Origin of the sequence: Paracidovorax valerianellae (assembly GCF_900102625.1) — a bacterium.
GTDB classification, from domain to species: domain Bacteria; phylum Pseudomonadota; class Gammaproteobacteria; order Burkholderiales; family Burkholderiaceae_C; genus Paracidovorax; species Paracidovorax valerianellae.
This window is the reverse complement of the sequence record NZ_FMZC01000003.1, coordinates 307,781-330,597: the sequence shown is the minus strand read 5'-3', so window position 1 is coordinate 330,597 and position 22,817 is coordinate 307,781. Positions and strand designations below refer to the sequence as shown.

Annotated in this window: 18 protein-coding genes and 1 tRNA gene; 8 read left to right on the top strand and 11 right to left on the bottom strand. The window is 66.9% G+C overall.

What is annotated here, in order from left to right; all coding sequences use genetic code 11:
• Window positions 1-97: 97 nt before the first annotated feature.
• Entirely contained in the window at window positions 98-706 is a 609-nt protein-coding gene (locus tag BLT03_RS06840; protein ID WP_092741620.1) for a hypothetical protein, read from the top strand.
• Between the two features lie 278 nt (window positions 707-984).
• On the opposite strand, the gene BLT03_RS06835 is transcribed toward BLT03_RS06840, so the two are convergent.
• Window positions 985-1,059 (bottom strand) — tRNA-Arg (locus tag BLT03_RS06835).
• 146 nt (window positions 1,060-1,205) lie between these two features.
• Here BLT03_RS06835 and BLT03_RS06830 point away from each other — a divergent pair.
• The gene (locus BLT03_RS06830; RefSeq protein WP_139160338.1) at window positions 1,206-1,712 is read left to right on the top strand and encodes a guanylate cyclase; all 507 of its coding nucleotides are present in this window, start codon (window positions 1,206-1,208) and stop codon (window positions 1,710-1,712) included.
• Between the two features lie 31 nt (window positions 1,713-1,743).
• On the opposite strand, the gene BLT03_RS06825 is transcribed toward BLT03_RS06830, so the two are convergent.
• From BLT03_RS06825 to BLT03_RS06800, 6 genes are all read right to left on the bottom strand, one after another.
• Window positions 1,744-5,958: a translocation/assembly module TamB domain-containing protein gene (locus BLT03_RS06825; RefSeq protein ID WP_092741616.1), complete on the bottom strand. Its 4,215-nt coding sequence runs from the start codon at window positions 5,956-5,958 to the stop codon at window positions 1,744-1,746.
• Window positions 5,959-5,982: 24 nt separating this feature from the next.
• A complete protein-coding gene (locus tag BLT03_RS06820) occupies window positions 5,983-7,836 on the bottom strand; it encodes an autotransporter assembly complex protein TamA (protein ID WP_245711266.1) in 1,854 nt (617 codons plus the stop codon).
• Between the two features lie 193 nt (window positions 7,837-8,029).
• Window positions 8,030-9,217: a vWA domain-containing protein gene (locus BLT03_RS06815; protein WP_092741614.1), complete on the bottom strand. Its 1,188-nt coding sequence runs from the start codon at window positions 9,215-9,217 to the stop codon at window positions 8,030-8,032.
• Between the two features lie 28 nt (window positions 9,218-9,245).
• A complete protein-coding gene (locus BLT03_RS06810) occupies window positions 9,246-9,848 on the bottom strand; it encodes a GNAT family N-acetyltransferase (protein ID WP_092741612.1) in 603 nt (200 codons plus the stop codon).
• Window positions 9,849-9,856: 8 nt separating this feature from the next.
• On the bottom strand, window positions 9,857-10,087 hold the full coding sequence (locus tag BLT03_RS06805) for a hypothetical protein (protein WP_092741610.1): 231 nt from the start codon (window positions 10,085-10,087) through the stop codon (window positions 9,857-9,859).
• Between the two features lie 10 nt (window positions 10,088-10,097).
• Window positions 10,098-10,952: an AAA family ATPase gene (locus BLT03_RS06800; RefSeq protein WP_092741608.1), complete on the bottom strand. Its 855-nt coding sequence runs from the start codon at window positions 10,950-10,952 to the stop codon at window positions 10,098-10,100.
• Window positions 10,953-11,056: 104 nt separating this feature from the next.
• On the opposite strand from BLT03_RS06800, the gene BLT03_RS06795 reads away from it, so the two are divergent.
• Complete coding sequence (locus BLT03_RS06795; protein ID WP_092741606.1) at window positions 11,057-11,722, top strand: c-type cytochrome; 666 nt, start codon at window positions 11,057-11,059, stop codon at window positions 11,720-11,722.
• A gap of 230 nt (window positions 11,723-11,952) precedes the next feature.
• Entirely contained in the window at window positions 11,953-13,005 is a 1,053-nt protein-coding gene (locus BLT03_RS06790; RefSeq protein ID WP_092741604.1) for a hypothetical protein, read from the top strand.
• 29 nt (window positions 13,006-13,034) lie between these two features.
• Here BLT03_RS06790 and BLT03_RS06785 read toward each other — a convergent pair whose 3' ends face one another.
• From BLT03_RS06785 to BLT03_RS06770, 4 genes are all read right to left on the bottom strand, one after another.
• Entirely contained in the window at window positions 13,035-15,554 is a 2,520-nt protein-coding gene (locus BLT03_RS06785; protein WP_092741602.1) for a bifunctional diguanylate cyclase/phosphodiesterase, read from the bottom strand.
• A 173-nt stretch (window positions 15,555-15,727) separates the two neighbouring features.
• Complete coding sequence (locus tag BLT03_RS06780) at window positions 15,728-16,162, bottom strand: DUF1841 family protein (RefSeq protein ID WP_092741600.1); 435 nt, start codon at window positions 16,160-16,162, stop codon at window positions 15,728-15,730.
• A 126-nt stretch (window positions 16,163-16,288) separates the two neighbouring features.
• Window positions 16,289-18,145, bottom strand: a complete 1,857-nt coding sequence (locus BLT03_RS06775; RefSeq protein ID WP_092741598.1) for a methyl-accepting chemotaxis protein — start codon at window positions 18,143-18,145, stop codon at window positions 16,289-16,291.
• A gap of 215 nt (window positions 18,146-18,360) precedes the next feature.
• Window positions 18,361-19,164, bottom strand: a complete 804-nt coding sequence (locus BLT03_RS06770; protein WP_092741596.1) for an IclR family transcriptional regulator domain-containing protein — start codon at window positions 19,162-19,164, stop codon at window positions 18,361-18,363.
• A gap of 108 nt (window positions 19,165-19,272) precedes the next feature.
• Here BLT03_RS06770 and BLT03_RS06765 point away from each other — a divergent pair, with 108 nt between their 5' ends.
• The 4 genes from BLT03_RS06765 (at window position 19,273) to pcaD (ending at window position 22,811) form a co-directional block, all read left to right on the top strand.
• Entirely contained in the window at window positions 19,273-19,974 is a 702-nt protein-coding gene (locus BLT03_RS06765; protein WP_092741594.1) for a 3-oxoacid CoA-transferase subunit A, read from the top strand.
• Between the two features lie 29 nt (window positions 19,975-20,003).
• On the top strand, window positions 20,004-20,657 hold the full coding sequence (locus BLT03_RS06760; protein ID WP_092742013.1) for a 3-oxoacid CoA-transferase subunit B: 654 nt from the start codon (window positions 20,004-20,006) through the stop codon (window positions 20,655-20,657).
• Between the two features lie 57 nt (window positions 20,658-20,714).
• A complete protein-coding gene (gene pcaF, locus BLT03_RS06755; RefSeq protein ID WP_092741592.1) occupies window positions 20,715-21,917 on the top strand; it encodes a 3-oxoadipyl-CoA thiolase in 1,203 nt (400 codons plus the stop codon).
• Window positions 21,918-22,016: 99 nt separating this feature from the next.
• Window positions 22,017-22,811 carry a 3-oxoadipate enol-lactonase gene (gene pcaD, locus BLT03_RS06750; RefSeq protein WP_092741590.1) on the top strand — a complete coding sequence of 265 codons (795 nt, stop codon included), beginning with the start codon at window positions 22,017-22,019 and terminating at the stop codon, window positions 22,809-22,811.
• The last annotated feature ends 6 nt before the right edge of the window (window positions 22,812-22,817 follow it).

Below are 22,817 nucleotides of genomic sequence, written 5' to 3'. Positions count from 1 at the left end.
TATCGGCAGCAAAGCTACTTCACGTCAGCGAGGGCAATGGGCTTCGCAACCGTGCGACCTACACTTCGATTCATCTCACACCCAACCACAATCACGCATGGCAGCAGAAAAGACTGTTCTTGAGACCGTTGCATCGATCGCGACTCTCGTAACTCCCGTGTTGCTCGCAATCCTGGGGGCAATCGGGTGGACTCTGAAAAATAAGATCGAATCCGCTCGTGCTGAAAGAGACAACCAGCAGGCCCGCATACGTGAGCTTGAGGACAGACTGCGCGAGGACAGAATCGCCACTTACAACGCGCTACTCGATCCTTTTTTTCTGCTTTTCACTACTGAGGCTTCGCTCGCCTCAGATCCCAAATACAAGAACAAAAATAAGAACGAAATTGCGGTCAGTCGCATGATGTCGTTTGAATACAGACAGGTGGGCTTCAAGCTCTCTCTCGTTGCCAACGACGAGGTTGTTCGGGCGTACAACTCGCTCATGCAGTTCTTCTATCAAATCGATGGAGACCAACGACCACTAGACCAAAAGACATCTCACTGGCTTGCATTGATGGCAACGCTGCTCTTGGAAATTCGCAGGAGCATGGGGAATCAAAGCAGTAGGCTTGACCGTTGGGAGATGATCGAATGGTTTATGAAGGACGCGCACATGATGAAAGACATGCATGAGCGCTCAGATCGGCAAGCACAAGCGCAATGAAAGCCAGTTGAGCGTCTGGACAAAACATGCACGTATACCGCGACGCACTGGAAGGGTTGCCACCAAGCCAATGGCCAAAACTTCACTTTAATTGGGATACATCATCAACGGCGTATCTCCATACCGTGGATGCCCCGTGTGGTCTTCTGCCCCGAGATCATGTGCCTGATGAACTGGAGCTTTCTCTAGGTTGGGCGCCCCTGTTATCCATTGACGCGCGCCTCGCTCCATATTTATAAAAAAGTCCGGAAGAGTTTAGACTCTTACGGACTGGTCACTGGTCCCCTCGACAGGAATCGAACCTGTATCTAGCGCTTAGGAGGCACTCGTTCTATCCATTGAACTACGAGGAGGACGGGCGATTGTAAAGGTGCCGCTGATGCGCCTGAGGACCATCGTTGAGAGCGCGTGAAGGAAGACCATTTTTCCACCAGCTTGAGGAAGCGCCTCTTGGTACGCAGAGCCTCCAGCGGGGCGAACGCCTAAAATGCCTCCCGCAATGACCCTCTCGATGACGCCTCCACAGTTCCACGCGCTGCTTCAAGCGGACGGACTTTATCCTGCCATGGAGGCCCTGAACCGCGGAGTGCCGCATCGGTACACGGGGGTTTTTCAAGTGATCGAGTCGCAGCTCATCAACGTCTTTCTCTACGACAAGCAGCACGAGATTCGGCCGGAGGCGCTGGCCGTGGTGGCACTGGACAACAGCTTTTGCCAGTTCGTGCTGCGCGATGGCTCGCTATTGGTGGACAACTCGATGCATGACGATCGGTTGCTGTCCAGTTCCTTCCGCGGGGTGGTGGTGGCCTACCACGGGGTGCCGGTGACGAACCCGCGCGGCGGCCTGTACGGCACGTTGTGCCACTTCGATTTCATCGAGCTGAGCCTGGCGCAGCCGCAGTTCGAATTGCTGCAGGCGGCGGGCGGGCTGCTCTACCCCTATCTGCCGCACCTGGATGGCCGGGTGTACAGCGCACCGCAGGTCGCCAGGGCGGCCGCCGGCTGAAGGCCCTGCACCGGTGACCGGCTGAGCCCTTTCAGTCGTACCGCACGGTGTAGATCAAGTCCACCGCGCTTTGTGCGCCGGTCTGGCCGCGCAGCGTGAGGCTCTTGGTCAGGTCATAAAAGATATACAGCGTGCCCAGGGCACCCGAAAGGCTGCGTTCGTAGGTCACGTACAGGTCTTTGGACAGCCGCTTGCCGAAGGTGAGCGCCGCTGCCGAAGCGTCCTCGCCCGAGCCCGGGCCCTTGAACCCGATTTCGTCGAGCCCGACGCGCTTGGCGAAGTTGCCCGCACCGGAATTGCCGTTGCCGCCCAGCAGGGCGAGCGCGGCCTGTTGCAGCAGCGCGGCTTCGGCGCCGCCGGCGGCGCCGCTGCGGCCCAGCACCACCCAGGAGAGTTTTTCCGCATCGGGCAGTTCCGGGTCGGAATAGAGCCGCACGCGCGGTGCCTTGGCCGAGCCGGTGACCTGCACGCCGGCGCGCACGCTGATGTTGGGTCGGATGGCGAGGATGTCGAGCGCCGGGTTGTCGTACGGGCCGTTGAAGCGCGCCAGACCCGTTTCCACATCGAGCGACTGGCCCCAGGCGCGGTAGCGGCCTTCCACGGTGCGCACTTCGCCGGTGACGCGTGGCGGTGCACCGGGCACGGTGGCGCCGCGGATTTCCAGCTCGCCGGCCAGGCGCGTGGTGATGCCATGCCCCTGCAATGCGAAGTCGTCGCCCAGGTTGAGGGTGACGGCGATGTCCGGAGGCTTGGCGGCTTCGACGCGGCCTGCGGCCTCGCCGGCACGTTCGGCCTGCTTGACGGTTTCGCGGTCTTTGGCCGCCGAGCGCACGACCACGTCGGTGCCCAGGCTGGGCGCGCCGGCCTCGGGCAGGATGATGGTGGCGCGGTCGGTGGTGAGCTTGCCGCGCAGGGTGAACTGGCCCTGCCGCAGCCGTGCCTGGAGGTTGCCGGACACGCTGACCTGCCGGTCCGCGCGCACCAGCACCTGCAGCGCGCGCGCTTCGGCGTCGAAATCCATCGCTATGCCGGACGAGGCCGCGGCGCTTGCGCCGGTGCTCCATGACACGCTGCCCTTGCCCGTGAGGGTGCCGCCGTCCTTCGGTGCCGCAGTGCGGTTGCCGCTGAAGCCGGCGATGCGCGCGTTGCTGCCCTGGCCGCCGTTCACGCGGAATTCGGTGATGTCGAGCCGGTCGCCGTTCAAGGTGGCGCGCAGCCGGCCGTCCTGCAGGTCCACACCGTCGATCAGCGACCGCACCGACAACTGGTCGGCCCCCAGCGTGCCGCTCCAGCGGGGGGCGGTGCGATTGCCTGCCAGGGCGACGTTGGCGTCCAGCGTGCCTTTCACGCGCCAGCCCGGCGGTGCGAGTGCCGACCACACGCCCACGTCCGGCAACTGCGCGCGCACGGTGGCGGCCAGCGGGGCATCGGCAGGCCATTGCCAGCCGCCGTCCGCACGGGCCAGGCGGGTGCTGCCTTCGGCCTGGACGCGGCCCGCGCGTTCGCTGTCCCATTGCAGGCGGGCGCGCACGGTGTCGCCCTCGGCCTGCAGTTGCACTTCGGCCTGGCGCACGCCGGCGGGCGTGCCGGGCCCTTCGCTGGCCTGCGCACGGCCGGCGCCCTGGCCCTGGCCGCTGCTGCGCACCACTGTGGTCGCGGGCGGGGCACTGCCGGCCAGCACGCGGATGTCGCCGCTGGCGCGCCGCACGCTGGCCGTGGCGCGCAGGGTTTCGCCAGCGTCCACATCCCAGTCGCCGTCGAACACCAGATTGCCTGCAAGGCCCAGGCGCTGCAGCGCTTCCTGGCCCTGCGGACCGAATGCGTCGGTCCAGGCCATGGGCAGGCCTTGCAGGCGGCCCTGGGTGCGCAGCGCGATGGCGCCGTTGGCGCCCTGCGCAAAGCGCACGGGCTCCCAGCTCAGCGTGACTTGCCCCGGCGCAGGGCCTGAGACGGTGGCGCCGCCGCCCGAGGTTTCCACCTGCAGGCCGGGCGCCTGGCGCGTGGTGATGGACAGGGGCTGGTTGAACTGCACCGTCCAGGGGCCGGGCAATTGTTCGTCGCGTGCCTGGGCGCGCAGTTCTGTGATCTGGGCGCTCCATTGGCCGGGCGTCGCCGTGCCCCCGGTGCCGCGCAGGCGCAGGTCGAGCCGGCGCCGGTCCACGCGTGCCTCGCCGTCCAGCGACAGGGTGGATTGGGCCAATCCACCGGCCGCATCGGCGCGCACGGCCGTGAGCCGAACGGACAGGGGCGCCGCCGAGCCGCTGGCGGGCAACGAGACATCGAAGCGCGGCGCGGTGAGCCGGGCCTGCCATTCGAACCGCTCGCTGGCAGCGGCGCGGGCCGTGCCTGCGGCGGCCGGCGCGAGCAAGCCTGCCGCCTGCAATTGCCGCTGCAGGGTCTGCCAGCCGCCGTTCCAGCGGGTGGTGAACTGGGCGTCGCCTTGCATGGCCGCGCCGCGCAGGGCCGTGGCCAGACCGGGCAGTGACTCGACCCAGTGCTGTACGCGCTGTGCATCGGCCACGCGCAATTCCAACTGCCCGTCGCCTGCGCGCGGGGCGATCTGGCCATCCAGCTTCGCCGTGGCGCCGGGCACGGTGGCCTGCAACTGGCCTTTCACCGACAGGTCGGCCGTGCCGATCTGCAGTGACTGTGCGTTGACCTGAGCTTGCAAGGCATCCAACTGCAGGCGCGCGAGCGTGAGCCGGCTGCCTTGCCAGGTGCCTTCGGTGTTCAGGCGCTCGACACGCAGCGCCGCGCCGGAGCCCGCGCGGCGCGGTGCCGCAGCCCCGGTGGCGCGCAGGTCGGCGGAAAAGCGCACCAGCGGATCGTCGTCGCCGCCTTCGCTGCGGGCCTGGGCTTGCCCCGCGATGGGCGTGGCGTCGAGCGTGCTGTACACGGCGCTGGGGCGCAGGCCACGCACTTCGGCGCGGCCTTCCATGGCACGCGTGGCAGGGGTGAAGCGGCCTTGCAGTGCGACGGTGCCGTTGCCGATGCGGGCGGTGGCTTCAGGAATGGTCCATTGCGCACCGTCGAAATCGACCTGGGCGTCGATGCCCTCCAGCGGCAGCTTGGCCTGGTCCCAGGGGCCGGGCAGGGCATTGCGCAGTTGCGCTGCGATGGCCCAGCCGGTGGTGGCAGCGCCAGGCGCGGCCGCAGCCGGGTCCACGCGCACTTGCCCGCTCAGCAACGTGGCGGGCGCCTGCGGCCACAGGGCGGCGAGGTCGAGCGAGGCGACATCAGCCTTGGCCTGCACCAGCGGCTGCGTTGCCCAGGGCGCGACCTCTGCCTGCACATCGGCGCGCATGGGCTCGGCCGGTAGTGCAGAGCGGGCCACAGACTTGGCTGGCTTGGTAGCTGCTGTTTTGGAAGCGGTGTTTGAAGGGGCGCGTGCGGCTGTGGGAGCGGATGCCGAGGGCAATGGGGCACTCGTTGTCAACGGCGCTGCGGTCTGGGCCTGCAGTTGCGCGGTGATCTGCAGGCGAGCCGCCGCGGTGGCCAGCGTGCCTTTGGCCTCGGCGTGGGCCTTGGCTTCGAGGTCGTCCCCGCCGCCCGGCGATGCCGTGCGCACGGTGCCGTCGGCCCGCAGCTCCAGCGCCATGGGCGACTGGGCCTGCACGGTGGCCTGGCCCGAATAAATGCCTTGGGCGAACGCCACGTTGTCCACCACCAGGCGGTGGTGCGTGCCGTCGTAGCGGTAGCGGCCCGCCAAACCTTGCGCTATGACTGGGCTGGGCGCGGCCCAGATGATCGAATCCACGCGAAAGGGCACGTCGATGCGCAGCGGCAGCACCAGCGATTCCAGCGGCTGCGGCGGTGCTTCGGGTTCGGTGCGGGGCGGGCCCTGCGGCGTGATGCGCACCTCGGCAGCATGCACCTCGCCCAGCGTCAACTGGCGTTGCAGCAGCGGGGCCAATTGCCAGCCGATGCGCGCGTCGTTCACCTCGACCGCCAGCGTGGGGCTGCTCCAGCGCAGCCAGCCGATGTGGCCACCCGCGCGCAGCGAGCCCGTCACGTCACGGGTTTCGAGCCGTTGGTCGGCTGGCAGGTAGCGCGCCGCCCGGTCCAGCGTGGTCGCCAGCGAGGCCTGGCCACCGGCCCACCACCACGCCGCACCAAGAACGATCGCGACCAGGGCCAGCAGCGCGGCCAAGGTCCACAGCGCAATGCGCCAACCGCGCCGGCGCCGGGGCGCAGGAACGGGGGCCGCAGCGGCGGCGTAGGGGTTGCGGGATGGGCGGTCTGCCATGGGGTCAAAGGTCTCGGGTGGGGGTCAGAAGCTGAAACCCAGCCGTAGGTGCAGCCGCAGTTGCTTGGCCTGCACGCCGTAGGCCACGTCGGCCTGCAGCGGGCCGACCGGGCTGCGCCAGCGCAGGCCCGCACCCACGCCGACGCGCGGGTCCAGGTCGCCCGCGCGGTCGGCCACGGCGCCGGCATCGATGAACACGGCGCTTTCGAAGTCGGTGCGGTTGCCGCGGAATTCGATGGGACGCTGCCATTCGGCGCTGGCCACGGTCAGGTAGCGGCCGCCATACAGTTGGCCGTTGGTGGTGCGCGCGCCGATTTCGCGGTAGCCGTAGCCCCGCACCGTGGTGTCGCCGCCGGTCAGGAACAGCGTGGTCACCGGAATCTCGGCGCCGCGCCGTGCAATGACCGCGCCGCCTTCGGCGCGCAGCGCCAGGCGGCTGGTGCGCGTCACGCCCTCGCCCATGTCCACGCGGCCCATAGGATAGAACGATTGCCATCGGGCGTAGGCCCGCACGAATGGGTCGCGCTCGGGCCGCAGCGTGGTGCCCACGCCCAGTTCGGCGGCCAGGCCGAAACCGCGTGTGGGGTTGGTCGTGTTGTTGAAGTAGCGGCCCGTCCAGCCATAGTTGGCGCTGATGGCTGCGCTGGAGGGCGGCGCATCCGTGCCCTGGCTCTTGGCGGTGTCGTGCTGCAGGAAATAGCTGCGGTCGATGTGGTCGGTGCTCTTGCTGCGGCCGCCGCGCAGGCGGGTGCTGTTGACCTCGTAGTCGCCGGTGGTTTCGCGCTGCACCTGTGCGCCGGTGAACCATCGCCAGCCGTCTTCGCCCGGCAAGTCGGTCCAGTCGGTGGACAACAGCTTGTTCTTGCGGTCCACCGAGACCTTGCTGACTGCGCGCCAGCCGATGCCGGGCAGTTTGTTGTGGATGTGGTCCACGCTCAGCCGCGGGCCGCTGTCGGTAGAAAGGCCCACGCCGAACACCACCTTTTGCAGCGGCGCCTCACGCACCTGAGCCACCACGGGCGCCGCCTGCGGATCGGTGCCGTCGGTCTCCAGGGACAGGAACACGGCGTCGTAATAGCCGCTGCTGGCAAGGCGCAACTGGGCGTCGAGCAACTGGGTTTCGCTGTAGTCGGCCCCGGTGGGCAGCCGTGCGATGCGGCGCGCTCCGTCGGCGCTGTAGCGTTCGCCGCCTTGCACCCGCAGTGCGCCGAAGCGGTAGGGCGGGCCGGGGTCGTACGTCACGCCCAGCTTGGCTTCGTTGCGGTCGGCATCGATCTCGGCGCGGCTTTTGGCGATGCTGGCCGTGGGGTAGCGGCTGGTCTGCAACTGGCGCAGACCTTGGGACTTGGCGCCGTCCCATGCGTCTTGCGTGAAGGGCTGTCCGGGCGTGAGCGACCAGCTGCGCTGCAGGCGGGCCCGGCGGTTGGCGAACTTCGGAGAGTCGGCTTCGGCGCCGGTGAAATCGATGTCGGCGCTGGCCACGCGGGTCTGCGGGCCGGGCTCCACCTCTACCGTGATGGTGCGCGGCGCGCCTGCGGCGTCGGGCGTCTCTTGCATCGTGATGGTGAGCGTAGGGCTGAAGTAGCCCAGGGTGCCCAGCAGTTCGCGGGCATTGGCCTCGGCCGCACCCAGCAGGCGGGTGATTTCGCTGGACTGCAGGTCGGGCAACTGGCGAAAGCGCTGCAGTTCCATGTGGCGCGTGAGGTATTCGCGAACGGCCTCCGGGCCCCGCACCTCCAGCGAAAACGCATCCGGCCCCGTGCCGGCTCCGGCGTCGGACTGAATGGTGTTGTTGTCGACCGTGCCTTCTTTCGCGCCGGGCAGCAGGCTGCAGCCCTGCAGCGCCACGAGGCTCGAAAGCAGCAACGCCGGCCACAAGGCCGGCGTCGGGAATCGTCTCGAAGAATGGAGGGCGTTGAGGGACACGTAAAAGAGGGCTTTGATAAGGCTGGCGGGAAGGGGCTGCGAAGCCGCCTCAACCTGAAAGGCGTGGCGGCAATTGGGGGCACTATGGCCTGAAAAGTGCTCAGGCGCTGTCAGACAGCGGCGCGCGCTGCGCTGCCCGGCCGGGTTATTTGGACAGCAGCCGCATCGTCTCTTCGAGGCCCTTCAGCGACAGCGGGTACATGCGCTGGCCCACGATCTGCTGAATGATGCCGATGCTCTGCCGGTACTGCCACACGCCCTGCGGCTCGGGGTTGATCCAGGCGAACCGGGGAAAGGCGTGGATCAGCCGCTGCAGCCATTCGGCCCCGGCCTCTTCGTTGTTGTATTCGACGCTGCCGCCGGGCTGCAGGATCTCGTACGGGCTCATGGTGGCGTCGCCCACGAAGATGAGCTTGTAGTCCTTGTTGTACTTGCGGATGATGTCCCAGGTCGGAAACTTCTCGGCGAAGCGGCGGCGGTTGTTCTTCCACATGAAGTCGTACACGCAGTTGTGGAAGTAATAGAACTCCAGGTGCTTGAACTCGGTCTTCACGGCCGAGAAAAGCTCTTCCACGCGCTGCACGTGCTCGTCCATCGTGCCGCCCACGTCCATCAGCAGCAGCACCTTCACATTGTTGTGGCGCTCGGGAATCATCTTGATGTCCAGGTACCCCGCGTTCGCCGCCGTGCTGCGGATGGTGTCTGGCAGGTCGAGCTCCATCTCATGGCCTTCGCGCGCGAACTTGCGCAGCCGCCGCAGCGCCACCTTGATGTTGCGCGTGCCCAGCTCCTGCGTGTCGTCGTAATCCTTGTAGGCGCGCTGGTCCCACACCTTCACGGCGCTCTTGTTCTTGCCTGCGCCGCCGATGCGCACGCCCTGGGGGTTGTAGCCGCCGTGGCCGAACGGGCTGGTGCCGCCTGTGCCGATCCACTTGTTGCCGCCTTCATGGCGCTCCTTCTGCTCTTCCAGGCGCTTCTTGAGCGTCTCCATCAGCTCGTCCCAGCCCATCTTCTCGATGGCCGCCTTCTGCTCGGGCGTGAGTTCGCGCTCCAGGATCTTGCGCAGCCAGTCGGCGGGGATGTCCTTGCGGAAATCGGCCACCATCTCCACGCCCTTGAAATAGGCGCCGAAGGCCCGGTCGAACTTGTCGAAGTGCTTCTCGTCCTTCACGAGCACCGTGCGCGCTAGGTGGTAGAAATCGTCCAGGCTCCAGGCGTCGTCCGAGTTCGGGCCCACGACGCCGGCCTGCAGGGCCTCCAGCAGCGTGAGGTATTCCTTCACCGACACCGGCAGTTGGCCGGCGCGCAGGGTGTAGAAGAAATCGATCAGCATGGGTTGAAGCCTTTTAGCCGTCTGGCGCTTATTCCACTAGGGTGTGCTGCTGCAAAAGGTATAGCAACTGGGCCTTGGCCTCGGGCCACTCGCCCGAGCGCATGCTGTACATCACCGTGTCGCGGATGGTGCCGTCGCGGCGCAGCGCATGGCCGCGCAGCACGCCGTCTTTGCGGGCGCCCAGGCGTTCGATGGCGCGCTGTGAGGCGAAGTTGTAGTTGTCGGTGCGCCAGCCCACCACGTGGCTGCCCAGCGTCTCGAAGGCGTGTCCCATCATGAGCAGCTTGCAGGTGGTGTTGACGTGCGTGCGCTGCACGCTCTTGGCATACCAGGTGAAGCCGATCTCCACGCGCTTCACGGCCGGCACGATGTCGTGGTAGCTGGTGGTGCCCAGCACCTTGCCGGTGTCTTCCTGCACCACGGCGAATGCGAACCGGTGGCCCTGCTCGCGCCCCGCCAGGGCAGTTTCGATATAGGCGCGCACATCCTGCGGCTCGGGCACGGAGGTGATGCGCAGCGTCCACAGCGCGCCGTCGGTGGCTGCGGCGCGCAAACCCTCTTCGTGCGACAGTGCCAGGGGCTCCAGGCGGATGCCGCGATCGCGCAGGGTGACGGGTTCAACGAAAGCCATGGAAAGAATCACTCCTTGTCGCGCGGTAAGCGGCTGGCGCGCCAGCGCCGCGCCGCTTGCAGGCCGAAGCCGCCGCCCAGGCCCACGAGCGCGATGCCCGCCAGGCTGGACGGGCCATAGCCCGAAGAAAAAATGTCGAAGCCCAGCAGGTGGCCGATCCAGTAGCCCGCGAGCGCACCGCCCACGAAGCCCACGGCGTCCGACAGGCCTTCCATCAACAGGCGGCGCGCGCTGCTCATCGCGCGCCCTTCAGCGGTTGCGCTGGTTCATGAACACCAGCTTCTCGAACAGGCCCACGTCCTGTTCGTTCTTCAGCAAGGCGCCCACCAGCGGCGGCACGGACACTTTCTGGTCGGCGCTTTGCAGGGCTTCGAGCGGAATGTCTTCGGCCACCAGCAGCTTGAGCCAGTCGATGAGTTCGCTGGTCGAGGGTTTCTTTTTCAGGCCGGGCAGGCCGCGCACGTCGTAGAACGTCTTCATCGCCACGGCGAGCAGTTCGCTCTTGAGCGTGGGGAAATGCACGTGGACGATCTTGCGCATCGTCTCGGCTTCGGGGAACTTGATGTAGTGAAAGAAGCAGCGGCGCAGGAAGGCGTCGGGCAGTTCTTTTTCGTTGTTGGACGTGATGAAGACCAGCGGCCGGTGCTTGGCGCGGATGAGTTCGCGCGTTTCGTAGCAGTAGAACTCCATGCGGTCGATCTCGCGCAGCAGGTCGTTCGGGAATTCGATGTCGGCCTTGTCGATCTCATCGATCAGCAGCGCCACGGGCTGGTCGGCCGTGAAGGCCTGCCAGAGCACGCCCTGCACGATGTAGTTGCGGATGTCCTTCACGCGCTCGCTGCTCTCGGCATCGCCGAGCTGGCTGTCGCGCAGGCGGCTCACGGCGTCGTACTCATACAGGCCCTGCTGCGCCTTGGTGGTGGACTTGATGTGCCACTGCAGCAGCGGCATGCCCAGTTCGCGCGAGACCTCCTCGGCCAGCATCGTCTTGCCGGTCCCCGGCTCGCCCTTGACGAGCAGCGGCCGCTGCAAAGTGATGGCCGCGTTCACCGCGAGCATCAGGTCCTGGGTGGCAACGTAACTCTGTGAGCCTTGGAATTTCATGGGCCGTAAATAGGGTAATCGTTGATAAAAGGCCTGGAAAGGCGCTGGCTATAATCGTTTTCTGCCCGAGCACCGACAAACTTCCACGAGATTGTGCGCGCAAAATGAACAAGAAGTTGACCACGATATTCGCCCTGGCTGTCGCTTGCGTGACCGCAGTTTCGCAGGCCCAGGAGACCAAGGGCGATGCCAAGGCGGGCCAAGGCAAGATCGCCATGTGCATCGGCTGCCACAGCATTCCAGGGTACCAGGCCAGCTTTCCCGAAGTGCACAAAGTGCCCATGATTTCGGGACAGGGCGAGCGCTACATCGCCTCGGCCCTCAACGCCTACAAGAAGGGCGATCGCAAGCACCCGACCATGCGCGGCATTGCCGATTCGCTCACCGACCAGGACATCGCCGATGTCTCGGCCTACTACTCAGCGCAGGTGCGCGAAGGCGCCAACCTGCCGGCCAAGCCCACCCGCGAGCCCAGCGCGCAGGTGGCGCAGCTGCTGCAAAAGGGCGCGTGCGTGTCCTGCCATGGCGACAACTTCTCCAAGCCCATCGATCCGTCGTACCCCAAGCTGTCCGGCCAGCATGCGGACTACCTTTTCGTGGCACTGAAGGCCTACAAGGCCGATCCGAACAATGCCCACCTGGGCCGCTCCAACGCCATCATGGCGGGCATCGCCAAGCAGTTCACCAATGCCGAGCTGAAGGCACTGGCCGGCTACATCGGCTCGCTCGATGGCGAACTGCAAGTGGTGCCGCAGTCGCGCTTCCGCTAATTCGTTCACGGGGAATCACTTCCCCGTCGCTTTCCTTGAAACCCGCCGCCCGGCGGGTTTTCTTTTGGCCGGTTCCTGCAAGAACGGCCGTGCGCGAGCGTTATATTTTGGTCGCGGCACCCGCTGACCGAATGGCTGGGTGCCGCATCGGTCCTTCAGGGGTGCGGCGCGCCAGCGCTCAAATCCTGTTCGTCATTCCTTCCAATCTGCATTGCAACGGGGGCCATCGCATGAGCATTTCCATCGTGGGGCGTTTTCTAGTCAAACCTTCCGAATTGTCGGAGTCCGGGCGGCTTGCCCTGGCATTGGTCGATGGTGGCCAGGAATGGCTGAACTGGGCGATCACCTCACCCAGCGCGCACTACCATTTTTCCGATGAAGCGGCGCTGGTGAACGACGTCCAGCAAGGTCTTCACGGCTCCGCCCTGGCGCTGCTGCCTGGCATGGGCCTGATGGTCAGCCCGGGCAAGCTGATGACGCTGGAATTGAGCGATCTGCAAACTTTGGCCCGGTCGGAATCGGGCGATGCAGAACCTGCGGTGACGGCGGAGGTTCAGCGCATTCTTCGCGAGCATCGGCTGCTGACGGCGGCGGATTTCGAGAGCGCACGGGCTTTCGTCGGTTCGCTCGGCGTGGCCGATTCGCCTGTGTTCCAGAGCATAGAGCTCCTCGATGCCATGGCGCTGTGCGCATTGCCTGGGCTCGCGGCGGACGGCTCGGCTCCCTCGCAGGCGTTGCAGGAAGAAGCTGCAGCGTTCGGCATTCGCCTATCGCACACGCCGCGCGAGTTTGCCGACTACTACCGGACCTATCTGCACTTGGCCAACACGCTGCCGGGCTTGGCGCAGGCAACCGCCGCACAGCGCGAAGAAGCGGCTGACGCAGCGCTGCAAGCCTTGCTGCCTGCGCTGTTCGGTGCGCTGGAAACCCTCAGTTTGGCGAACACGGCCGTGTCTCCGATGGAAGTGGGCTACGCCATCGCCAACTGGCTGTCGCAGGGTCGGCGCATCGGGTTTTCGCGGCTCTCCGAAGGGGTCCGCTGCATCGTCGAAGGGGCGAACTACCGCGGAGAAACAGGTGAGCAGGCGGCGCGCGTTGTGGAAACCACCTTGCAGCAGGCGATGGCAGTGCTGGCGGCCAATCGACCGAATCAAGGTGCGGTGGGTCAGGACGGTGCGACGCTGACGTTGCCGGTCGGCAAACAGAACCAGCAGGTGGAGATACAGGTCGCAGGCACGGGTACGGTATCGCTGAGCCGGATCGGCAGCGCACTTACCGCCTGACGGCGCACCGATCACCGTGCAGAGGGGCTCTACCCCCGCACGGACCGGTCGAACAGTTCCAGCGGCGCTGGCCGGCCGAAGTGATAGCCCTGGGCCTGGGCGCAGCCCATGGCCCGCAGTTGCCGCGCCTCGCCTTCGGTTTCCACGCCCTCGGCCACCACGGTCACGCCGAACCCTTGGGCGATGTTGAGCACGGCGGTGACGATGGCCGCGTCTTGCGGTGAATGCAGCAGGTTGCGCACGAATCGCTGGTCGATCTTGAGGCAATCGAACGGCAGCCGGCTCAGATAGGCCAGCGATGAATACCCGGTGCCGAAGTCGTCGATGGCGATCTTCACGCCCAGCGCGCGAATGGCGGCCAGCCGCGCCTGCGTCACGCCGTCGTCTTCGATCAGCACCGACTCGGTCAGCTCCAGCGTGAGGTGGTCCGGTGGCAACCCGCTGTCGCGCAGCACCTGCTGCAGCGTGGCGGGAAAATCCGATTGAATGAGCTGGCGGGCCGATACGTTCACATGCAGGTCGAATCCCTCGGGCAATTGCGCCAGCTGGTGGGCAATGGCGTGCGTGGCCGCGCGCAGCACCCAGTCGCCCAGGGCCAGGATGAGGTCGGACTCTTCCGCGATGGGGATGAAGACACCCGGCGGAACCAATCCGCGCGAGGGGCTGTTCCAGCGCACCAGCGCCTCCGCGCCTGTGACGCGACCACTGGCAAGGTCGATGACAGGCTGGTAATGCACGATGAACTGGCCTTTTTCCAGCGCCTGGCGCAACTCGATGGCCAGCCGCGTGCGCTCCATCGACTGCTCCACCATGCACGGCTCGAACACCACGCATTGGTTGCGGCCGCGGCGCTTGGCTTCGCCCAGGGCAATGCTGCCGTTGCGCAGCCATTCTGCGAGCTGGTCGCCCACCAGCGATCCCGCGACCACGCCGACCGACGCGTTGAGCATGACCTCGTCCGCGCCCACCGAGAACGGCGTGGAGAAAAGGCCCAGCACGGCCTTGCCGATGGTGTCTTCCGCCGCGGCCTCGCCATCCAGGTGCAGCAGCGCGAACTCGTCGCCGCCCAGCCGTGCCATCAGCACGGTGGCCGGCAGGCGCTGGCGCATGCGTTCGGCGATGGCCTGCATCAGCCGGTCGCCGGTGCCGAAGCCCACGCTGTCGTTGATGGCGCGAAAGGCATCCAGCCCCACGAGGCTGAGCACGGCCCAGCGTGGGGAGGTCCAGTCGGCCTTTTCCAGCAGGCCGCGCCGGGTGAGCAGGCGGGTGAGGGGGTCGCCCAGCAATTGCTCGCGCATCTGCAGGAACGACTGCCGGAGCCGGTCGGCCATCTGGTTGAAGGCCTGGATGAGGGTGGTGGTCTCCCGCAGTGCGCTGGTGTGGCGCAGCAGGCCGGGCTCCCAGTCGCCGCGCGACAGCCGGTTGGCGGCTTCGGCGGTGAGCAGGATGGGGCGCGCCACGCGCTGCACCACCCACAGGCCCAGCAGCAACCCGAGCAGCGCGATGCCGCTGGCCGCGAGGATGTACCGGCGGCTGATCACGCGCGTGTCGCCCAGCAGGTCGGATTCGGGCAGCAGCACCACGATGCGCCAGTCGATGCCGGGCTGCTGCGTGAACGGGGTGACGCGTGCGAAGTAGCGTTCGCCGCTGTGCTGGAATTGAAAGTCCATTCCCGCGTCGGACCGGGTTCGCGGCAGGGCGGCGGCGGCGGCGCGGATGGGCGCGCTGGCGCTCAGCCCGGCGGTGAGCCGCTCCCGTTCGCCGGTGCGTGAAACGGGCTGCTCGGACAGTACCGAGCCGCCTTCGGACTGCGCTACCAGCCGCTGGTCCACGTCCAGAATGAAGATGTGGCCGTGCCCGCGCAAGGGGTCGTCGCGCAGGAAATGGTTGAGCGTGTCGAGCCGGACGTCGGCTTCCATCACGCCCACCATCTGGCCGTTGGCGACCACGGCGGAGGCGGCGGAGATGGTCACATCGGCACGCTCGCCGGCGGTGGTGTAGATGGGCGACCAGCCGGGTTTTCCGGTGCGGGCCACCGGCACATACCAGGGCCGCACGCGCGGGTCGTAGCCGCGAAACGATGCCGACACCGAATCGGGCGTGCCGGTCTGGTACACGTGCATCAGGCCTTCGGTGGAGCGGTCCTTGAGGATCAGCCGGTAGCTGTCCGCCTCGCGGCGCAGGCCGGTGTATTCGCCGTCGCGGCTGCCGAAGCTCAGCAGGCTGATCTGCCGTTCGTCGCGGTACAGCGCATCGAACACCGCGCGAAGGTGCTCGTGAATGGGGCGCATGTCGCCGGGCTGGTAGAGGCCGTGGCGGCCGATCGCATCGGCGATTTCGCGCTGTATTTCGAAAGGCCGCGACAGGAACCGCGACAGGCGGTCCTGCGAGGTTTGCGTTACCGCGTTCAGCAGGCGAACGCTCTCCTGGTCGATCAGGTGGCCGATCTGCCGCTGCTGGGTGAAGGCATGCAGCCCCGCGGTGGCCGCGAACAGAACGGCGAACGGTACGGCAATGGCGGTGCGCAGGGAGATCTGCCACCGGCGCATGTCAGGCCGTCCTGTCCGGTGCAGGGGCGTTGGGTGTCCCCGGCCGATGGGCGCGGCGGTGCGCCGCAGAGAGCTCCGCCGTGCAGCGCCCGGCCTTCAAGGCAGGTGTCGGAGTGCGTTCGGTCCCGAGCATGGTTTGGTGGTGTGGTGCGGTGGTGGCGGCGGAGCCGGCATCAGTCCCGGGTGGCGCGCCGCTGCACGCAGGCGACGTAGGCATCGCCATCGGGCGGGCGGCCGGAGCGCTGGCTTTCCCACAGCATCTGCCCCAGGCACTCCATGGCGGCATGGTGGGCATCGTGCAGCGAATCAAGGCGTGCGGCCAACAGCTCGACGGCCTGGCGGATGCCGCGCGGCTGGTCGATGCTGCACTGCTCGCTGATGGACAGGTGCATCGACAGGTGCAGGAACGGATTAGCGCGGTCCGGCGTCTCGTCGTAATTGCGGGCCAGGGCCGCATCGACATCGGCGAGGTCGGAGTGGTATTCGGGGTGTTCCGCGATCCACAGGCTGGCCAGCGTCTCGATGGCTTCCATGGGCTGGCCGGCCTGGGATTTGGCGTACACGGCGCAGAAAAAGCGCCGCACATCGGCTTGGGAAGGGTTGAACATGTCAGCCAGCGTAGCACGGGCCACAGGGGTTTTGGGGCCTTCCTGCAATGCTCGGCCGCAGGCATTCCGGTATGCGGAGCGCCGGCACGGCCTGCGGCTGGGTGCGTGCCCCGATCCCAGGGTTTATCAGAAGGTTTCCCAGTCGTCGGCGTTGTGCTTGCCGCCCGATGCGGGCGCTGCAGCCGGTGCGTTGGCGGGCGGCGGAGCCATCGCGCGCGGCTTCTGGGTGGGTGCCTTCGATGCCGCAGGGGCTTTGCCTGCCGTGGGCTTCGCTGCACCGGGTGCCGTGGCCGAAGGTGCAGCCAGGCGGGCGCGCGCCGGTTGGGCCACCGCTCTCGGTGCTGGTGCTGGGGCGGCGCGTGCGGGCAGGGCGACCGGCTTGCGCACGGGGGCTGCTGGCGCTGATGCCACGTAGGCAGATGAGGCAGAAGAAGCACCGCTGCCGGCGGCCAGCTTGAAGACGGCCACGGCCTGCACCAGTTGGTCGGCCTGCACGCGCAGGCCGGAGGCCGCTGCTGCGCTTTCCTCGACCAGCGCGGCGTTCTGCTGGGTGGCCTGGTCCATCTGCACCACGGCTTCGCCGACCTGCGCCACACCGTCGCTCTGCTCGCGGCTGGCGGCGCTGATCTCGCCCACGATGGCGGTCACGCGGCGGATGGAGGTCACCACTTCCGTCATGGTGTTGCCGGCCTGGTCCACCAGCGCCGTACCTTGTTCCACACGCTCCACGCTGGCGCTGATGAGGTCCTTGATTTCCTTGGCCGCATCGGCCGAGCGGCCCGCCAGGCTGCGCACCTCGCTGGCCACCACCGCGAAGCCGCGGCCCTGCTCGCCCGCGCGGGCGGCTTCCACCGCGGCATTGAGCGCCAGGATGTTGGTCTGGAACGCGATGCTGTCGATCACCGAGATGATGTCCGCGATCTTGCGCGAGCTCTCGTTGATGCCCTTCATGGTGTCCACCACCTGGTTCACCACCTCACCGCCCTTGACGGCCACTTCGCTCGCGTCCTGGGCCAACTGGTTCGCCTGGCGTGCGTTGTCGGCGTTCTGGCGCACCGTGCTGCCCAGCTCTTCCATCGACGCGGCGGTTTGCTCCAGGGCCGATGCCTGCTGCTCGGTGCGCTGGCTCAGGTCGTTGTTGCCCTGGGAGATTTCGGCGCTGGCCGTGGCCACGCTCTCGGCGTTGCCGCGCACGGCGCTCACGGTCTGCACCAGGTTGTTCTGCATGCGCTGCAGGGCGGTGAGCAGCGTGCCGGTTTCGTCCTTCGAGTGCGAGACGATCGGCACGCTCAGGTTGCCATCGGCCACGCGGTCGGCGGCGTCCACGGCGTCTTGCAGCGGGGCGGTGACCGAACGGGTGATGAAGAAGGCGCAGACCATGCCGATCAGGGCCGCGATGAGCGCCACGATCCAGACGATCATGCGGGCGTTCAGGTAAGCGGCATGGGCCACTTCGCCCCCTTGCTGCATGTTCTTTTCCTGCAGTTCGACCATCTTTCGCAACGTGGCGAGATAAGTGCCCTGGATGGCATAGCGCGGGCCGAACAGCAGTTGCTGGCCTTCTTCGTTCTTGTTCTGGATGCCGAGCGTGGCGACTTCCTGGCTGAAGGCGATGTAGGTCGCGCTCTGGGCCTTGATGTCCTGGATGAGGGCACGCTCCTCGGCGGTGTCGGCCAGTTTTTCCAGCGTGCCGACGAGCGTGCCGGTGGTCGCGATGTTCTTGTCCAGTGCGGCCTTGTTCGGGGCCATGGAATTTTCGTCAGCCAGGATGATCAGGTTGCGCACGAGGCGTGCCGTGTCCATCGTGAGGTACGACAGCTGCTGGCTGGCGGCGGCCTTGGGGTACAGGTCGGTGATGAGCTGCTGCGAGGCTTCGTCCTGGTCGGCCAGGCGAAAAAGGCTCATGCCGGTGATGATGGCCATCAGCAGCAGCACTACGCCGAAGCCGAGGCCCAGGCGAACGCCCAGTTTGAGATTGTTCATGGGAGTCTTCTAGGAAAGGTGCTTGGACAGAGATAGCGGGGAGGCAGCCGCGGGCGACTGTCTATTTGTCAGCAATCGTAACCACTAAAACTGAAGCCTTCTTGAGCACGGTCATTTTCAAAGGGCTCCCCGAGCCGCCTGTGGGGAAAACTCAACAGGTGTAACCGGCCTTCGGTTGGCCGTGGTCATGACGGCATGGCTGACAAAGGCCTCGTTCAGCGGCGGCGCGTGCCCAGCGTGCGAGAGATCGCCTCGGCCGCCTTGAGCAGCGCGGGCAGCAACTGTGTCTGCATCATCTCGGCGCTGGTGCGGTTGGCCTGTCCGCTGATGTTGAGCGCTGCCACAGTCTCCCCGGCGCGGTTGCGCAGCGGCGCGGCGACGGAGATCAGGCCTTCTTCCAGTTCCTGGTTGATCAGGCACCAGCCTTGCGTGCGCGCCTGCCGCACGGCGGCCAGAAGGTTTTCGTCGTCCAGCAGGGTGTGGGGGGTCAACTGCCGGCGAGGCAGGTTTTGCAGCAGCGCCATCACCGCGTCGTCCGATTGGCCGGCCAGCAGCACGCGGCCCATCGATGTCCAGAAGGCCGGCAGGCGCGAGCCGACGCCGAGGTTGGTGCTCATGATTTTGTGAGTGTGCACGCGCAGCACGTAGACGATGTCCCGGCCGTCCAGCACGGCGGCCGAACACGACTCGTGCACCTGGTCCACCAGCGCTTCCATGGTCGGCTCGGCCAGGTCCCAGATCGGCATGGACGACAGATAGGCAAAGCCCAGGTCCAGGATGCGGGGCGTGAGGCGGAACAGCCGGCCGTCGGTGTCCACATAACCCAGCGTCTGCAGCGTGAGCAGGATGCGCCGCGCGCCGGCCCGGGTGAGGCCGGTGCGGGCGGCCACGTCGCTCAGCGTCTGCTGCGGCGCGGTGGCGCTGAACGAGCGGATCACCTCCAGGCCGCGGGCGAACGACTGCACATAGCTGTCGCCTGGCTTAGGGTTATCACCGATCTCCGGGGGGCTGTCGCTCATTGGGATTTGGTCCTAAAATTCATTATACGAACATTTGTTCTATATGCGAACAAATGCCCAGCCGCTCAGGCGGGACCCGAATTTTCACCTTTTGCACCCCCACCTCCCATGATCAACAAGATTGCGGATTCCGTGGCCCAGGCCCTTTCGGGCATTCAGGATGGCGCCACCGTGCTTATCGGCGGCTTCGGCACGGCCGGCATTCCAGGCGAACTGATCGACGGCCTGATCGAGCAGGGCGCGCGCGACCTCACCGTGGTGAACAACAACGCCGGTAACGCCGACACGGGCCTGGCGGCCCTGCTGAAGGCGGGCCGGGTGCGCAAGATCATCTGTAGCTTTCCGCGCCAGGTCGACAGCTATGTGTTCGACGGGCTGTACCGCTCCGGCCAGCTGGAGCTGGAACTGGTAGCCCAGGGCAACCTGGCCGAGCGCCTGCGCGCCGCCGGGGCCGGCATTGGCGCCTTCTTCTGCCCGACGGGCTACGGCACCGAGCTTGCCAAGGGCAAGGAGTCGCGCGAGATCGACGGCAAACATTACGTGCTGGAGTACCCCATCCATGGCGACGTGGCGCTGATCAAGGCCGAGCGGGGTGATCGCTGGGGCAACCTGACTTACCGCATGTCCGCACGCAACTTCGGCCCGGTGATGGCCACGGCAGCCCGGCGCACCGTGGCGACGGTGCACGAATTGGTGGAGCTGGGCGAACTCGATCCCGAGGCCATCGTCACGCCAGGCATCTACGTGAGCCACGTGGTGAAGATCGACCGCGTCGCGACGCAGGCCGGCGGCTTCAAGAAGTCGGCATGAAAATGGCATCCAGCGCAATAGGAGAAAGCGTGAGTAGCTATCAAAAACGGAGCAAGGATGAGTTGGCCGCCCGCGTGGCGCAGGACATCCACGACGGCGCGTACGTCAACCTGGGCATCGGCCAGCCCACCCTGGTGGCCAACCACATTCCCGCCGGCCGCGAAGTCATCCTGCAAAGCGAGAACGGCATTCTGGGCATGGGCCCCGCGCCCGCCACAGGCGACGAAGACTACGACCTTATCAACGCCGGCAAACAGCCCGTGAGCCTGCTGCCGGGCGGCGCGTACTTCCACCACGCCGACAGCTTCGCGATGATGCGCGGCGGCCATCTGGACATTTGCGTGCTGGGCGCCTTTCAGGTGTCCGCCACGGGCGACCTGGCCAACTGGAGCACCGGCGAGCCTGGCGCCATTCCCGCCGTGGGCGGGGCCATGGACCTGGCCATCGGCGCCAAGCAGACGTGGGTGATGATGGATCTGCTCACCAAGCAGGGGCAGTCGAAGATCGTCGCCCAGTGCACTTATCCGCTCACCGGCATCGGCTGCGTGAAACGCATCTACAGCGACCTGGCCACGCTGGCCTGCACGCCCGAAGGCCTGGTGCTCATCGACATGGTGCCGGGACTGGACCACGCCGAACTCGAACGCCTGGTGGGCCTGCCCATCCGGCCCGCGCAGGGCTAAGCGCCGGCCCGCCAAACTCTAACGACCCCTGGACCCAACCCCCTGGAGACAAACGCCATGACGCAAGCCTTCATCTGCGATGCCATCCGCACGCCTTTCGGCCGCTACGGGGGCGCGCTGTCCAGCGTGCGCACCGACGACCTGGGCGCGATTCCCCTCAAGGCGCTGATGGCGCGCAATCCCGGCGTGGACTGGGCGGCGGTGACCGACGTGCTCTACGGCTGCGCCAATCAGGCGGGTGAGGACAACCGCAACGTGGCCCGCATGGCCGCGCTGCTGGCGGGGCTGCCGATCGACGTGCCCGGCGCCACCATCAACCGCCTGTGCGGCTCGGGGCTCGATGCCGTGGGCACCGCGGCGCGCGCCATCAAGGCGGGTGAGGCGGGCCTGATGATCGCTGGCGGCGTCGAGAGCATGAGCCGTGCGCCGTTCGTCATGCCCAAGGCCGAAACCGCTTTCAGCCGCACCAACGCGGTGTACGACACCACCATCGGCTGGCGTTTCGTCAACAAGCTGATGAAGGCGCAGTACGGGGTCGATTCCATGCCCGAGACCGCCGAGAACGTGGCCGACGATTACCGCATCGAGCGCGAGGCGCAGGACCGCATGGCCCTTGCCAGCCAGTTGAAGGCCGTGGCCGCGCAGCAGGCCGGGCACCTGGCCCGCGAGATCACGCCCGTGCACGTGCCTCAGAAAAAGGGCGACCCCGTCGTGGTGGACAAGGACGAACACCCGCGCGAAACCAGCCTGGAAGCGCTGGCCAGGCTCAAGCCCGTGGTGCGCGAAGGTGGCACCGTGACAGCCGGCAACGCCAGCGGTGTGAACGACGGCGCCTGTGCGCTGCTGCTGGCCGATGAGGCCAGTGCCGCCAAGCATGGCCTGACCCCGAAGGCGCGCGTGGTCGGCATGGCCACTGCCGGCGTGGCGCCGCGCGTGATGGGCATCGGCCCGGCACCCGCCACACAGAAAGTGCTGCAGCTCACCGGCCTCACGCTGGAGCAGATGGACGTGATCGAGTTGAACGAAGCCTTCGCCGCGCAAGGCATCGCCGTGCTGCGCCAGCTGGGCCTGCAGGACGACGACGAGCGCGTGAACGCCTGGGGCGGCGCCATCGCCCTGGGCCACCCGCTGGGCGCCAGCGGTGCGCGGCTGGCCACCACGGCGGTCAACCGCCTGCACGCCACCGGCGGGCGCTATGCGCTGGCCACCATGTGCATCGGCGTGGGGCAGGGCATCGCCGTCGTGCTGGAACGCGTTTGACGGCTGTGGCGCGGGCGCCCGTGTGCCCCGCTCGCATCTTTTCTCGCCTGTTCTGCTGAAAAGCCCGCCTGATAGCTGATAGATACCCAAGGAAACCCCGTGTCCCTTTCCACCGTCACCACCGCCGCTGGCGCCTTCCGTGTCTGCATCGAAGGCCCGGAAGATGCGCCCGCACTGGTGTTCTCCAACTCTTTGGGCACCACGCTGGAAATGTGGGACGCGCAGGCCGCGCACTTTTCCCGCACGCACCGCGTGCTGCGCTACGACACGCGCGGTCACGGCGGCTCGGTCGTGCCCACGGGGCCCTACCGGGCGGATCAGCTGGGCAGTGACGTGGTCGCCCTGCTGGATGCGCTGGGAATCGAGCGCGCGAGTTTTTGCGGCATCTCCATGGGCGGTCTCATCGGCCTGTGGCTGGGCGTGAACGCGCCGGGCCGGCTGAACCGCCTGGCGGTGGCCAACAGCGCAGCGAAGATCGGCGCGACCGATGGGTGGCTCGCCCGCGCCGCCCTGGTGCGCGAGAAAGGTTCGGCCGGCATGGCCGAGCTGGCCGCGTCGTCGCCTGGCCGCTGGTTCACCGAAGCCTTCGTCGCCGCGCAACCCGAGGCGGTGCGCCGTGCGCAAGGGTGGATCGCCGGCATCGCACCCGAAGGCTATGCCGCGTGCTGCGAGGCCCTGGCCCATGCCGACTTGCGCAGCGCCATCGCCACCATCGCCGTGCCCACCTTGCTGATCGCGGGTGTATCCGATCCGGTGACCACCGTGGCCGACGCGCAAGCGATGCAGGCCGCGATTCCCGGTGCGCAGCGCGTGGACCTTCCCGCCTCGCACCTGTCCAACCTGGAGGCGCCCGAAGCCTTCAATGCCGCCCTGGCCGCTTTCCTGGCTGCCTGAGCGGTT